The sequence below is a fragment of the Bacillus haynesii genome, from assembly GCF_001969855.1.
Taxonomy (GTDB): domain Bacteria; phylum Bacillota; class Bacilli; order Bacillales; family Bacillaceae; genus Bacillus; species Bacillus haynesii.
Window position 1 is genome coordinate 52,878 of record NZ_MRBL01000017.1, and the last position, 13,904, is coordinate 66,781.

The window sequence follows — 13,904 nt, forward strand, 5'->3', positions numbered from 1 at the left end:
AGGGCGACATGAAAAGAAAAAGGATTTTAATAGTGTCAGCTGTTTTCTTGCTGTTTTTAACCTTTGCCATGGCATTGTCTGTTTTCTCTGCTGATGGTGATGTGACGACACAGCCCAAAGTTGAAAAAGCTGGCGGGGTTGAGTTGGAAATAAAACGGTTTCCGATTTCCCGTTATCAAGCGAATAATGAAGATTCTGATGACTGGTTAAAAGGTCCGTTCATAGGATTTACAAACGTGTTATTCTCTACTGCTGGAAATGTTGTGCGTGTGGTTGATATGGGAATGGAGGTTTTGAATAATTTACAGCCTATTGATGCATTTGCAGACTCAATTACAAATGTTTCAAAAAGGGTTTATACAACCTTGAAAGATAACTTTGGAGAAGCGCTTTTTATATTCGCCGTAGGTTATATATTATATCTGTTTGCAGTAAGGGGAAGTGCAAAAGAAGCCATGAGAAGAAGTATCCTTTTTCTTGTGGTTTTGATCATTGGCGGGTGGTATATGTCTAATGCTGGCTATGTCATGAAGGCGTTGAACGCTTTGTCTGTCGAAGCCCAAGGAAAGTTATTGAATGCTGGTAATGGACTACTAGGAATTGCAAAAGATGAAGGAAGATTTGTAGAAGCTTCAAACATTGAAAAGGGAAAGGAAATGGAAGGTACAATTGCGGTTATGCGTAATTTGTATTTTGATCTTGCTTTAAAAAAGCCCTATATGATTGTCAATTTTGGTGAGGCGAACGAAAAGAAGATCAATGAAAAAGGCAGCGATGATAAAGGGGGGATGAATCGTGTAGATAAACTACTATCTTATAAATTGTCTTCTGATGGAGAAAAGGCAAGGCTTGAATATATAAAAAGTACAGAAATAGATAAATATAATAATGAAGCTCTTACATCTGGCAATGCGTATAATCAGTTTGGTGAATCAATAATTGGGCTATTTGCTTCAATTGCATTAGGAATTCCTTTTCTAGGATTGTCTTTTCTAAACTTTTTGCTTCAAATCATTGCGCTTGTGATTGTGTTTTTTGTTCCATTTGCCTTTGTTGTTGCTTATATTCCCCAATTCGCATATTCTGGATTTGTTTCATTGGGGCGTTTGGGCAGCGTTTATATATTAAAGGCAATGTTAGGAATAGTGTTTTTGTTTGTGTATGTAATTTGTTTTATCATAGACACTTTATTGCCTCCTAACAATTTTGGAATGTATCTTCTGAATGTCATAGTGCTTTTCTTGACACTTTTTCTGGGATTTAAGCACAGAAATAAAATTGTGAAGTTTGTAACTGCCGGAAAGGTGGTTTCCGTAGATAATAATATGATGGAGAACATGAGAAGAAATGTTGTTCAACCTTCATGGGAATCAGCTAAAGATGTTTGGAATAAAACCTTTGGCCGTAATGGCCATAACAAAACCCCTGAAGATTTAAAACAATCATCAGACCCTAGTGTATCTAATAATGCTACAGCTTTAGGAACAGAGAGTTTTTCAGTTGAAAGAACTCCACAAAAAGATCAAAATATTAACCTTCTTGATAATAAGAAGGCTTTGGATAGAAAACCTCAACATTCAATGAAGAGTGAACAGCATAATAATCTCTTAAAGAAACAGGACAATGAAAGAGGAATAGTGCCTGGGCAAAATAATGGTTCTGATAATGATGGACTTCGAAAAGAAGAGGAACAATTTAAGCGTGCTCCAGCAATAAGGAATACTGAAATTGAAGCTGAGCGAACAGATCAAAAAGACTTTGTGAAAAGAAATCGGTTTAATGATTCTCAAAATCAATATAACTCTACTGTTGATATTCAGCAGGAACAAAAAGGTGACAACCCTAGAAAAGCACCGATAGTGCAGGAAAACATAAGAGAAACTGAAAGAACAAAACAGAGTCAATTTGCTGAAATACAAGAGGAAAAGGGTATTAATCAACCAACAAATGTTGAAAACATTCGTACGTTGAATAAAGAAAATGTTAATAGTAATGACGTGAAAATTGTCCGTTCGAACTCACCTTCTTCTAGTGTTCAAACAGGCAATTTTTTTAGTGGGGAAAAACAAAATAATCCTTCCAGCGAGACGCATGTAAATAGGGAAGCAGCTGTAAAAAAAGTTGCTCCAAAGGATTCAGGTTTTAAAAGAAGTGATCAAACAGTTGCCTTAAACGATATTGCTAGCCGAACTTCTTCTAAAGCAGAGAATAGGTTAAGAAGCGATAAAAGATCATGATTAAAAAGGGGAGGTTGTCTTGAAAAAGATTTTTATAGGGTTCTTGTTTTCCTCACCTATTCTATTATTCCTAATCATGTTTATTGTCATTGCCGCAATTATAGCAGGCAATAAAAATAATACTAATAATGATAGTATAGGTGGGAATGATAGTGAATATGTTTCTAATGGGATTAGTCCAGAAGTTGAACGCTTTAGGGCAGTGTTTGAAAAATACGCCCGTAAAGAAGGGATTTTTGATCAGGTAGATGTTATTATGGCGCTCACCATGCAAGAAAGTGGTGGGCGCTATTTAGATATTATGCAAAGTTCTGAGAGTATTGGGCTACCGCCAAACACAATAACCGACCCTGAAGAATCGATAAGGGTCGGTATTAAACATTTTAAAAAGGTTTATATAAAAGCTGGAAAAGACATTAAACTTACTTTACAAGCTTATAATTTTGGTTCGGGGTTCATTGATTATGTTAAAAAAAATGGTGGCAAATATACAAAAAAACTAGCCATAGAATTTAGCCGTATACAGGCACTTAAAATGGGATGGAGAAGTTATGGTGATCCTGACTATGTAGATCATGTTATGCGCTATCTGAAAGGATCGGGAGATGTTAAACCTGTAGACGGTTCTATAGATGGTTATGAGGCGATTATGAAGGAAGCGTTGAAATATGAAGGGCGGCCTTATGTTTGGGGCGGCTCGAATCCTAAAACCGGTTTTGATTGTTCTGGCTTGGTTCAGTGGTCATATTCTAAAGCTGGAATATCTCTGCCGCGAACAGCCCAAGAGCAATATTCAGCAACTAAAAGAATTAGTGAAAAACAGGCAAAACCCGGCGATCTAGTCTTCTTTGGTGGTACTTATGCAGGCAAAGCCATTACACATGTAGGAATCTATGTGGGGGATGGGAAAATGTTTAATTCAAATGACAGCGGGGTTGAATATTCAGACTTGAAAGCTGGTTATTGGCGAAAGCACCTAGTTTCTTTTGGGAGAATTAAATTTTAAGGAGTGAAAAAATGAAAACACATGTGTTGTGGGCTTCGGTTTGTGTTTTGGTGCTTATAATAACTTCTTTTTTTGTTCAGAGACAACAGGATTTGAAGGTTGAAAATTTGACTGAGAAAAATCAAATTTTAGAAGAGAATATTAAAAAAATGAATCAGAAAGAGATAGAAGGCAGCGCTTCTAAAAATAAGACATTTTTTGAAGCGTTTTTTAATTATTCTGATGCAGATAAGCGCTTTGATGATGTGAAGAAGCTGACAACTAAAAAGGGATTAGATTATGCTTTTCCTTCTCGTACAAATGAAAATCATACAGTCAGTATACAAAGTGAATTGCTTTCTTTAGAAAGTTATTCAAAGAATATTGATGAATCGAGTGAATTGTTTTTAAATGTTGTAGAGTTGGCTACTACAGCAAATTCTGTTACGACAAATCAAACGTTGATTGTTCAGACGACAATGAAAAAAGTAAATAATGAATGGTTGGTTGATGATGTTCAAATTAAAGGGAATGGATGAAATGTGGAAAAACGAGAAAAAATTATATATAATTGAAAAAGGAGGGGAAAGCTATTTTGAGACACGTTTTTATTTTCCTTAGTCTAATCATGATGTTTGCATTAACTGCTTGTGGTGGAAATAAATATGATGAAGCAATTGATAAAGTGATAAGTCAAGAAAAGAAATCTTTAAAAGAAATGAATGCTGGTAATGAGGACTTTACTAGGGATAATGCTGTAATTCGGGTTTATGATGGAGGAAAGTATATACAGTTTGCTTTCTATATGAAAAACCATAGTCGTGAATTATCAACATTTAAATATTATGAAAAAAGCGGTGAATCTTATCAAAAACTAGATCATATGCCAGGTGATGGGAAGGGCGACCGTTTAGGGTTAGATAAGAAAACGCCAGATTATGAAGAAAATAAAGGTGAAGAAACAAAATTAGAAAACTAGAATAAACCATTAAAGCAGGTATATACTTGTTTTTTTCTGAGGACATTTGAAGTTATTAAATATATTGTCATATCTCACTAAAATTAAGGAAAAATTTAATAAAAACATTACAAAAAACAGAATTATATGATATAATTTCCTCTGGATCTATTACATTAGGAGGAAAAAAATTTGAAAAAATTATCAGTATCTTTATTAACATTTACTTTACTTTTTGCAGGTCTATTTGTAGCAACTGAATCAGCTTCAGCTGCAACTGCGACTTTTACCCTTGGTGGTAAGAAACATTATGTGAAACTTCCCACTGTAGATCAAATGGGTCTTAAAATAAAACCTCATAAAGTAATTAAGGCTGAAATGCCTTGGGGTGCTGGAGCTGCAAGTGCTAAACAAGTAATTAAATTTTTGAAATCAAAAGGGTTTAAAGTTGTAAGTCAAAAAGGTAGTCATGTTAAATTAAAAAATTCCAAAGGAAAGACAACAATAGTTCCATCTCACGGGAATAAAAGCTTGGCTAAAGGGACATTGAATAGTATTCTTAAACAAGCTGGTATAAAATAATAAAGGAAGTGGATATTTTGAAGCAATCCGGTGTAAAGATAGAAGGTGTTATATACTCGCTTGAAGGGGATTTAGGACACAATAAATTTTTGGATGATTTTTTGGAATTTATAGAGAGTAAAGGTTGGCAATTTGGAGGAGGAAGTTTCCAAGTTGATGAAGAAGGAAAGCAAATTGATGATATAGATGATTAATATTTTGAAGGCATTGAGTTCTATCTCAATGTCTTTTTTTTGTTAAGGCTAATAATGAGGAGAGCATTCACAGAAAACGAAATTCATAGATTATCAGTAGTTAATGAAAAAAGTCGGTGATTCATATTAAAACTTGTTCATGTGTCTAGAAATAGGGGGGTGTGAAGAAAAGTTTAAGGAATTAAATTTGAAAGCAGGCATATGCCTGCTTTTTTAAGTTAATGTGCTTTCATCTATGTTCACTGATGATGTAATCATTCTGCCTGCAATCTGATGTGATTCGGACGTATGAGCAAAATTGCTTGAGATTGTTACAAAAGCAGCTAGACATAATACAGTAATCATTCCTAATGAAAACTTCTTCATCATTAAACAACTCCCTTTTTCATCAATTTTCATTACTTTAATTGCTTTTCGGTAAAAAATGGCCGATTCCTCCCTTTTTATTGATATTCATTGCCTTAATTGCTTTTCGATAAAGTTCGACCGACTCTTCTAATTTTCCAATCTTATTATAATGTTCAGCCGCATCTATGGCCATTTCTTCAATATCAGGATACAATCCCTTACTTTCAAGATATTTAAATTCTTCCTCTGTAGAACCATGATCAATGTAAATTTTTTTCAAGATGTTAAGCTGTATTTCATGGGGTTTGTCATTTATAACACGAGAAGACTTTATACCTTGTTCATAGAGGTTTAATGCTTCGACGAAATCTTCTTGTTTTAAACAAACGTACATTAATTGGAATAAAGCTTTTGCTTCATATGCTGACTTTTCTTCTTTAAAAATAGCTAGAGACTTTTGTATATGTTCATATGATTCTGAAAATTTGTTCAAATAAAAATAACAGTTCCCTAAATTGAAGTGAGCAGATGCCAATAAGTGAATGTTGTTAGTTGTTTTTGTTTTATTTAAAGCTGCCTTTAGAGTTTCCAAGGCTTCTTTATATTTCATTGTGTCAACTTGATTTCCTGCTATTACAAAGTAACAATAAATTTCTTTTTCTGTTAGAGTTTCATGGGCTTTAAAAGTGTCAAGAGCCATCGTTGCATAATTCATGGAGATGTAGTTTTGTTTTAAATGATAGTAAATTTCAGATAATTTATAATAAAATTCAGCCTTTTCTTCCTCGCAGTTAACAAAGGCTAATTTCTTTTCGGCGATTTTATAGCAGGTTATTGCTGTGTTGAAGTTCTGTTGTTTAAATTCATACATCCCTTTAAAGAACCAATAATAATAATTAATCAATTCATCGATTTGAGAGTTTTGTAGGTCTTCCTTCTTTGCTTCGATTTTAGATAATGATTCCGATATGTCTGCTGCTTTGTTTGGTTTCAAGTCTTTCAACATCAGATTATGGCGGAATTCAAGCAAAGAATAATATAACAAAACGTTTTGGTCTTCTTCCATTTGTTCAAGTTCATGTGTTATTTCGGATTTAATAAACTCCGCATCTGTCACTTGATTTTTGCGTATTGTGGAATACCATTCATTAAGCTTAACGGCAACATTCTCTGACGGAATTTTCTGTTTCATAATTTTGCCCCTTCCATGTCCTCACTCTCTGTATCCATTTATTGTATATGATAGCATATTTCCTTAAATCTGAAAGTTTTAAACCAAACTTTTTCGGTATCCCGCAAATAAATAAAGAGTAGAGAAAAGAAAAAGGGGACTGTTTCCTCTTTTGAAATTCCAACAAAAAACTAATGTTAATACTTTTATACCTTATGTAATGAAATCCCTATTACTTTATGCCCTTTCGTGGGTTTGAGTCATCTGTCATAATACATTTTATCTAAAGGCGTGCAACTTTTCCGGAATGAGGTGAATTTTTTCTTGAGAGGAAGTGTGTCCTATGAGAATCAAACTTCATATAGCGTGATTACTAAGAAACTTAATGAATGGTATATAGCAATAAAAAATAACTTTGATGAAAAAGCTGAGAGATTAAAAAAAGAGGTTGAATATTTAATAGGGAGCATTAATGGCAATTTGGAGTTTATTTATTACCACCAGCTTTTAGATTTTAGGCATGAATTGATGGTGAGTCATACTCAAGCAAAAAATGAAGATGATTTAAGAAATGCCTATGAATCATTAAAAGAGCATGAGGGACATTTAAATGGTATGTTGGACTACTATTATTTTTTCTTCATGGGTATGTATGATTTTAGGAAAAAAGAGTTAGTCGCGGCTATAAGCTCGTATAGGAGAGCTGAAAAATCCCTTGAATTTGTAGATGATGAAATTGAACATGCTGAATTTTATTACAAAATGGCAGAAGTCTATTACTATATGAAACAAACTTATTATTCTATTGATTATATTGAGCGAGCCATTTTGATTTACAATAAATATGAAACACATTTAGATAAGACAATTTATTGCAACTTTGTTATTGCTGGTAATTTAATTGATTTGTTGGATCATGAAAAGGCCATGTTGAAGTTTGAGGAATCACTGAATATTGCGCGAAATATTAACAGAAGTGATCTTATAGCTGTTTCGCATTTAAACATAGGTATTTGTTGTAATGCTGAGGGCTTGTACGAGAGAGCAGAAGAAAATTTATTAATTGCTCTAAAGTTTTTTGAGAAGGAGTATCACCCTTATCTTCTCAAAACGATATTTAATCTTTCACATGTGATGTGTAAAGCAGGCGATTTTAATGCTGGGGACTCGTATTATGAAAAAGGGTTTAACCTCGCTCTGAAGACTGATAATTCGGAATATATAGCTAAATTTAATTTATTGAGAGGTCTATATTTGAGTGAAGAGTGTTATGATTTAATAGATGAGGCTTTTGATTTTTTTGAATCACATGAAATGTTTGGAGATATTGATGAATTTGCTTTTGAAGTCGGTGAGGTGTTGTTGAAGAGAGGAGACATTGCTCGATCTTCGAAATATTATAAAAGAGTTGTCGCAGCTAGAAAAGAAATTCAAAAAGGAGAGTTGATCAGTGAAGCACAAATTGATAATCTTCTTGTCAGTCATCCTAATAGGGTGGGGTATTTTAGTGTATGATGGTTTCGTTTCTGGTAAATATTCAAATGACAGTTTACAACTAGCCGATAGGGTGGCTACCTGAACAAAAAAAGTAAGCCAAATGAAAAGGCTCACTTTGTACTTATTCTAACCAGTAAATTTTCATGGTTGGAGGGGATTCGCTATCTCTTGGGCTGTGCCAAATGATTTGATCTATAAAAGACATTAATTCTTTATTCAAGTCGGTGTCATCTAATTCCCTCCAATTTTGAAGGAATGAATCAATTTTTTTGAGAAAGGACTGTTTGGACTTTACCTCGTCCTTCGGGCTGGATTCTGTTAAACGGTTAAGTTCTAATTTAAGATTGAGAAGTTGGTTATTTCGTTCTTCTCTTCTGTTTCTAAATTGTTTTAGATCAATAAGCCCTTCCTCGAGCTGTATCTGGATAATTTCCAGTGCTTTTTCTATTTTCCTTATTTGTTCCTTGGTCCGTTTTATTTTAAATTCTTGCATTTCTATGTCGGGCTTATCATTTTTGAGATTCATAATCTCATCTGCTATTTGTTTTCTTTTTTCTCTAATGTTGTCAATTATAAGTTCCATCATTACGTCATACATTATCCCGCTGTTGTTACACTTTTTTCCGAGCGGGTCGACTTTTCGACATGATTGAATAACTCTTATTCCGCCTCTGTCGCTTCTTCGTGAAATAGTATGAGCTTTGCCACATATACCGCATTTTATTAAAGTGGATAATCCGTGCTTTTGCATTCTTGCTCTTGGACTCAAAAGTTTTCTGCTGTCTAAAGCTTTATTTGCTTTGTCCCAAGTATCTTCATCAATTATGATGGGAGAAGCGTTTTCAGCAATAATCCATTGGTCTTCGGGTCTTATTTTGCCGTAGTATTCATTTCTTCCTTTTAGACGATTAGAAACAATCCGACCTTTGTATATAGGTGAACGAATCATTCTCGTGATACTTTGGCCGTGAAAAAATTTTCCTCTATTGGTGCGATAACCAAGTTGATTTAGAGCGACAGCAATATTATCGGCTCCAATTCCACCTATGGCCATTTGGAATACCAATTTCACTGCTTCGGCTTTTTCTTCATCTATTTCTAACTTTCTTTCTAGCCGGTTATATATGTATCCGTAATTAGGTGTACCGTTCGACCATCTTCCCATTTTGGCGCTGTCTTTCTTTCCTTTTCTTAGCTGCGCTTTGATGTTTTCATATTCCCAGTTGTTAACGAATCCCGTAAATTTTAATGCTTGCCAGTCCTCTTGAACTTCTAAATCGTAAATCCTTTCACTATCAGTAACAAAAAGAATGTCTTCTTGTCGAAGTAAACTCATAAATTTAGGTGTTTCTGCGTCATCCCTTGTAACCCTAGCAAGGTTAACAGATAAAACGGCATCAAAAATTCCATCGTTAAGTTTATGAATCATTTTCTTATATTCGTCTCGGTTGTTATCCATTGAGCTTCCGACTTCTTGAAAAATTTCATAATTCCAATTGTTTTTCTTGGCAATGTCTAAAAGGCGCTTTCTGTGTTTTGCGAGTGTTTCTTCTGATTCTTCCCCTTCATTATTTCGAGATTTTCTGAGGTAAATTGCTACACGTTTGATTCTCTCTTTTAAATCCAATGGCATCACCTTTTGAGTAATAGAGTATATTGATAGAGTAGCATATTTTTATACGGGTAGCTATATGAACATGCCATCAATGACAAGTCGAATAGCCGATGCTGACAAGTACCGGTTTGTTTTCGCGTTTCGCTTTTTTGAAGGCTTCTTCGCCCCAAGGGAACCAATTCACGGGGTTATGAGCATGTTGAAGTAAATATGGAGACTTCTCAGCGATTAATCTATTGGGTTTATTGTTAGTGGGCATGGGATCACCTTCTTTCAGTTTTTTTATTTACATTTAGGTTACCACAATAATTATAAATAAATACAAAACTTAGCCGATTTACTTAAAAGAGGGAGAAGGAAATAGAGTATAATGTTTAATTATGTTAATGGAGGGAGAACGTGAAGAAGTTTTTGTTTAATTTCTTAGTTGGATTACTAAATAAGTTTGCTATATCAATAATATTAAACTTAGCGAGTCCTTTGATTGTACTGATTAGTTCAAAAATTAGAACTGGAGATTGGTTCAGTCTATTTTTCCATCCTGTTATAGATTGTCTTTTAGGTTTACTTTTTGTTTGGCTTGTTACCTGCATTATTTACAAGATTATAACTCTAAGGAAAAATAATATGTCAACTCCTATAGTGTTTGAGTACGGAGGGGAAGAAATTGCTTTATACATATACAATGACGTATTGTGGCTCATTAGAGGAAATAGAGATTATATGGGGAATGTTAAAGTTGGGTCACTTTATGCGGATACACCACCGAGGTGTCCAAAGTGTGAAATGGAGTTGGAAGAAAATAAGAAACTTTTGGGTTCATATAAATGGCTATGTATTGATTGTGGATATAAAAAAATAAGTAAGAATAACTTCATTTTTGAAGCAACAAGAGCCGCAAAATTTGCTAGAAGAGATGCTGAAAGAGAGCTTAAAAACAATGAGAGAGAAGGATAACAAAAATAGTTATCCTTTTTTGTTTTTAACTTTTTATAATCATCCACTGTCAAGTCACAAAAGTATTGCTATTACCGCAATCATATAGCTAAGGAGTAGCTAAAATGTACCTTTTTACATTAGAAATTGTAAATGTTTTTTTGATCTGACATAATACAATTAATGTAAATGTTCAAATAATTTTGTGAATACTGGGGTGAGATTTGCTTGGATCATACATCTATAAAAAAAGAAAGGATTCCATATGAAGATTTAATATCTAAGCTGAATTCATGGTATACAACACAACCATAAAGAAAAATATGATTGAAGAAATTAGAAATTGAATCGCCTTTAGAAGAAGTCGAAATGAAGCAAGATGTCCATAAACGATCGCAGAGAAATGCCTAAAAGGATTAAAGGATCAATTTTGATAAAGAAATTCAAGATTGATCCTTTTTTGTAAGAAGAAAGACATGAATCCAATGACAGTAACTGTATCCGATACTTACCAATACAGGTTTATTTTCTTTTTTTGCTTGTCAAATGCTTCTTTTCCCCACGAGTACCAGTCAACTGGGTTATGGGTATGCTGGAGTAAGTATGGGGATTTCTCAGTGATTAATCTATTTGGCATTGGATCACCTTCTTTCTTTAGTTATTCTTTTACTATACTTTACCACATTTTTTTAAAAAAAATTCATAGGCACTTGTTGTTCAGGAGCGCTTAATATAAAATATGGGACAATAAAAAAGAGACTTCATAAGAAGCCCAATTCAAAAGAGTATTTATATATTTTGTTGTTTTTTATAGGGATAAATTGTTTTATACAGAAAAGTTACTATTCAAGACTTAATTCAATTTGTTTACCCCCTTTTTTATCCCCACTTTCATTTTCACATTTATTATTCGAGCTAAAATCCTCATCCGTCCATAAACCATTTTTCTTGCGTAATTTCTTAATTTTATCGGGAAAAAGTTTATTCTTTTCTTCATAAACTTTTTCAAGTGTCTCTCTATCTGTTTCTTTATTTTCAAGCCTCTCTTTAATAATTTCACAATTCCCCAATTCAAAGCCTACCCACTTACGACCCAACAATTCACTAACAGCAAATGTTGTACCACTGCCTCCAAAAGGATCTAAAACTATATCACCTTCATTTGTACTCATGCTAATCACTCGGTCAAGTAATTTAACAGATAGCTCATTAAATTTTCTATGTTTAACCCTGCTGTGTCTAACAGGATAAATATCTGTCCAAACATCAGAAAGAGTTACCCCATTAGGATTCATTTTATTTTTGTAACCACCATAGTCTTTAATTTCTCTTGTACAATGAGGGCAAGTTTGTAACGGTATTCTTTGTATATTAAATGTTTTTGGTTTGTTACCTTTAATGTAATATAAAAGGCTATAATTTGCAGGATATAACCGATTTTGAATAGGAAGTCCAAATTTCATATCAACTGTTATCAAGTTTCTAAAGTTCATTTTTCGATTTAGATATTCAGAAAGGTATGTATTCCATTTAGGAATATTATATATGAACAAAGATCCGCCAGGTTTTAAAACTCTAATGCATTCTTCTATCCAATTATAATACCAATTCAAATATCCACTGAATGAATTTTTATCAGTCACGCCCTCGTCATACTCTTTATCAAGGTTAAACGGTGGGTCTGCAAAGACAGTATCTACGCTTTCGTTAGGGATTAGTTTAAACAATTTTAAACAATCACCATGATACAGTTTTCCAAGATTGGTAGAAAAGTATGGCTTAATAGCGGTGTTGTGGTTCTGTTCTTCGTGCTTCACACTTTTTTTCTCTTCCAGCATTTTTGCAATTTCTTTAGTGTTATTTAAGAAAACGTCCTCAAATCCCGAAGGAATTCTTCCTAATTTAAGCTCCAATTCTACTTTAGTCATTTCAAGATAACTAAGTATTCCATTCAAAACTTTTTTATCTGTTGGAATTATTCCACTTTCTTTAAAGGGAAGTAAATCCTTCTTATTTAGTTTTAGTTTTCTTAATGAAGCATACATTTCACTATCTGTATGTCCTAGTTGTGTAGCCTTATCCTTAACTATATCGAAAATAGTAAAAAAACGCATTTTAATACACCTCGCGTCACTTATAGTCTGTAGACCTATAGACTACATAATTCTATCATCAAATATAAAGAAGCGTCAATATAGGGAGGTCTTATGAATAACAATTTAAGAATTTTATTCGGAAGAATGGTTCGCCACAAAAGAATGAACTTGGGTATTTCCCAAGAAGAATTGGCTTTTTCTTCTGGTCTCCATAGAACTTACATTTCAGATGTCGAGCGAGGAACAAGAAATGTCTCTATAGACAGTATTGAAAAAATAGCAAATGCGCTTTCCATACCACCTAAGGACCTATTTGATTTTAATGAATAAAGAATAGAGTATTTAAAAAGAAAATCAGTAAGGAGACAGTAATGAAGGTTGAAAAAGTTTATATGACTAAGGAAGCAAAAGAATTAGTTAATAAAGATAATCTCTTTAAACAATCTTATGATGAAGTAGTTGCTTCAATCTGTTCGGCTGTTTGGCCAATGAAATCTAAAACTTTTAAAATCAATAACTCTCAAAAGAATGGGAATGGTGTTGTACCAGTTAAGGAGCTTTGTTATGCCATGCTTGAAGATACATATAACTGGTATAGAGAAAAACCGCTTAATGTTTTAAAATTAGAAAAAAAGAAGGGCGGACCAATTGATGTTTACAAAGAATTTACAGAAAACTTTGATATTAAACGGGTTGGACTAGAATTTGAAACAGGAAACATAAGTTCAGCCCATCGGTCAATGAATAAGCTATTATTAGGTTTGAAAAGGAATGAAATTGATCTAGCCGTTATTTTGATGCCAGTATATGAATTATCCTATTTCCTTACTGACAGAGTTTCAAATTATGAAGAACTGGAACCTTACTTTGAAATAACAGAAGGTAAACCTTTTATTTATATTGGTTTTAATGCTGATTCTTTTGATTCTTCTGTTCCTTTAATTCCTAAAGGGAAAGATGGAATGTCAAAGCGATCAATAAAAAAATGGAAAGATAGAATAGAAAACAAATAAGATTGAGTGTGAATTTCCATTTTGGATGCTTTTTTATTTTTAAAAATAAAGCTACCTCAAGTTTTATGATATTTCACGTAGATATAAGAACTGTATCTGTGGTAGGTTAATATATAACATCTCTATTTCATTAGCCCGAAGGCAGGGATAGACCATATTTATGAATATCCCTTCCCTCTTTGTTTTTTGGAATTCGGAATATCTTATGGAAAAAATAACTATATTTATTTTCTGCTATTAGAAGTATAGGCAATTCTTATACATTGACCATT

13 protein-coding genes and 2 pseudogenes are annotated in these 13,904 nt (G+C 33.3%); 10 read left to right on the forward strand and 5 right to left on the reverse strand.

Features of this window, described 5'->3' with window-relative positions; translation table 11 throughout:
- Positions 1-8: 8 nt before the first annotated feature.
- The 6 genes from BTA31_RS15275 (at position 9) to BTA31_RS23065 (ending at position 4,956) form a co-directional block, all read left to right on the forward strand.
- Positions 9-2,237, forward strand: a complete 2,229-nt coding sequence (locus BTA31_RS15275; RefSeq protein ID WP_076793008.1) for a CD3337/EF1877 family mobilome membrane protein — start codon at positions 9-11, stop codon at positions 2,235-2,237.
- Positions 2,238-2,313: 76 nt separating this feature from the next.
- Positions 2,314-3,243: a bifunctional lytic transglycosylase/C40 family peptidase gene (locus tag BTA31_RS15280; protein WP_422109661.1), complete on the forward strand. Its 930-nt coding sequence runs from the start codon at positions 2,314-2,316 to the stop codon at positions 3,241-3,243.
- 11 nt (positions 3,244-3,254) lie between these two features.
- Complete coding sequence (locus BTA31_RS15285; RefSeq protein WP_076793012.1) at positions 3,255-3,761, forward strand: hypothetical protein; 507 nt, start codon at positions 3,255-3,257, stop codon at positions 3,759-3,761.
- A 56-nt stretch (positions 3,762-3,817) separates the two neighbouring features.
- A complete protein-coding gene (locus BTA31_RS15290; protein WP_076793014.1) occupies positions 3,818-4,201 on the forward strand; it encodes a cystatin-like fold lipoprotein in 384 nt (127 codons plus the stop codon).
- Positions 4,202-4,372: 171 nt separating this feature from the next.
- Entirely contained in the window at positions 4,373-4,762 is a 390-nt protein-coding gene (locus tag BTA31_RS23190; protein WP_083698324.1) for a type II toxin-antitoxin system HicA family toxin, read from the forward strand.
- Positions 4,763-4,770: 8 nt separating this feature from the next.
- Positions 4,771-4,956, forward strand: coding sequence for a hypothetical protein (locus BTA31_RS23065; protein ID WP_239693215.1), 186 nt, complete (start codon positions 4,771-4,773; stop codon positions 4,954-4,956).
- Positions 4,957-5,359: 403 nt separating this feature from the next.
- Here the strand turns inward: BTA31_RS23065 and BTA31_RS15300 are convergent, their stop codons facing one another.
- Positions 5,360-6,496, reverse strand: a complete 1,137-nt coding sequence (locus BTA31_RS15300) for a response regulator aspartate phosphatase (RefSeq protein WP_076793016.1) — start codon at positions 6,494-6,496, stop codon at positions 5,360-5,362.
- 303 nt (positions 6,497-6,799) lie between these two features.
- On the opposite strand from BTA31_RS15300, the gene BTA31_RS15305 reads away from it, so the two are divergent.
- A complete protein-coding gene (locus BTA31_RS15305) occupies positions 6,800-7,990 on the forward strand; it encodes a response regulator aspartate phosphatase (RefSeq protein WP_076793018.1) in 1,191 nt (396 codons plus the stop codon).
- Positions 7,991-8,093: 103 nt separating this feature from the next.
- On the opposite strand, the gene BTA31_RS15310 is transcribed toward BTA31_RS15305, so the two are convergent.
- On the reverse strand, positions 8,094-9,599 hold the full coding sequence (locus tag BTA31_RS15310) for a recombinase family protein (protein WP_076793021.1): 1,506 nt from the start codon (positions 9,597-9,599) through the stop codon (positions 8,094-8,096).
- 79 nt (positions 9,600-9,678) lie between these two features.
- Positions 9,679-9,846 (reverse strand): annotated as a pseudogene (locus BTA31_RS15315) (DUF255 domain-containing protein); the annotation flags it as partial.
- A 140-nt stretch (positions 9,847-9,986) separates the two neighbouring features.
- Here BTA31_RS15315 and BTA31_RS15320 point away from each other — a divergent pair.
- Positions 9,987-10,544 carry a hypothetical protein gene (locus tag BTA31_RS15320; RefSeq protein WP_076793026.1) on the forward strand — a complete coding sequence of 186 codons (558 nt, stop codon included), beginning with the start codon at positions 9,987-9,989 and terminating at the stop codon, positions 10,542-10,544.
- Positions 10,545-10,996: 452 nt separating this feature from the next.
- On the opposite strand, the pseudogene BTA31_RS15325 reads toward BTA31_RS15320, so the two are convergent.
- Positions 10,997-11,160: pseudogene (locus tag BTA31_RS15325) on the reverse strand (DUF255 domain-containing protein); the annotation flags it as partial.
- 205 nt (positions 11,161-11,365) lie between these two features.
- Positions 11,366-12,637, reverse strand: a complete 1,272-nt coding sequence (locus tag BTA31_RS15330; RefSeq protein WP_076793029.1) for a DNA-methyltransferase — start codon at positions 12,635-12,637, stop codon at positions 11,366-11,368.
- Between the two features lie 93 nt (positions 12,638-12,730).
- Between BTA31_RS15330 and BTA31_RS15335 the strand changes: the two genes are divergently transcribed.
- Together BTA31_RS15335 and BTA31_RS15340 are read left to right on the forward strand one after the other, a co-directional pair.
- Positions 12,731-12,949, forward strand: coding sequence for a helix-turn-helix domain-containing protein (locus BTA31_RS15335; RefSeq protein WP_076793032.1), 219 nt, complete (start codon positions 12,731-12,733; stop codon positions 12,947-12,949).
- Positions 12,950-12,990: 41 nt separating this feature from the next.
- Entirely contained in the window at positions 12,991-13,632 is a 642-nt protein-coding gene (locus BTA31_RS15340) for a PDDEXK family nuclease (RefSeq protein WP_076793035.1), read from the forward strand.
- Positions 13,633-13,904: the final 272 nt, after the last annotated feature.

Bases quoted from the DNA above. Each gene is read 5' to 3' on its own strand.
- BTA31_RS15335 (WP_076793032.1), top strand. From the start codon at position 12,731: ATGAATAACAATTTAAGAATTTTATTCGGAAGAATGGTTCGCCACAAA.
- BTA31_RS15275 (WP_076793008.1), top strand. From the start codon at position 9: ATGAAAAGAAAAAGGATTTTAATAGTGTCAGCTGTTTTCTTGCTGTTT.
- BTA31_RS15340 (WP_076793035.1), top strand. From the start codon at position 12,991: ATGAAGGTTGAAAAAGTTTATATGACTAAGGAAGCAAAAGAATTAGTT.
- BTA31_RS15300 (WP_076793016.1), bottom strand. From the start codon at position 6,496: ATGAAACAGAAAATTCCGTCAGAGAATGTTGCCGTTAAGCTTAATGAA.
- BTA31_RS15285 (WP_076793012.1), top strand. From the start codon at position 3,255: ATGAAAACACATGTGTTGTGGGCTTCGGTTTGTGTTTTGGTGCTTATA.
- BTA31_RS15330 (WP_076793029.1), bottom strand. From the start codon at position 12,637: ATGCGTTTTTTTACTATTTTCGATATAGTTAAGGATAAGGCTACACAA.
- BTA31_RS15280 (WP_422109661.1), top strand. From the start codon at position 2,314: ATGTTTATTGTCATTGCCGCAATTATAGCAGGCAATAAAAATAATACT.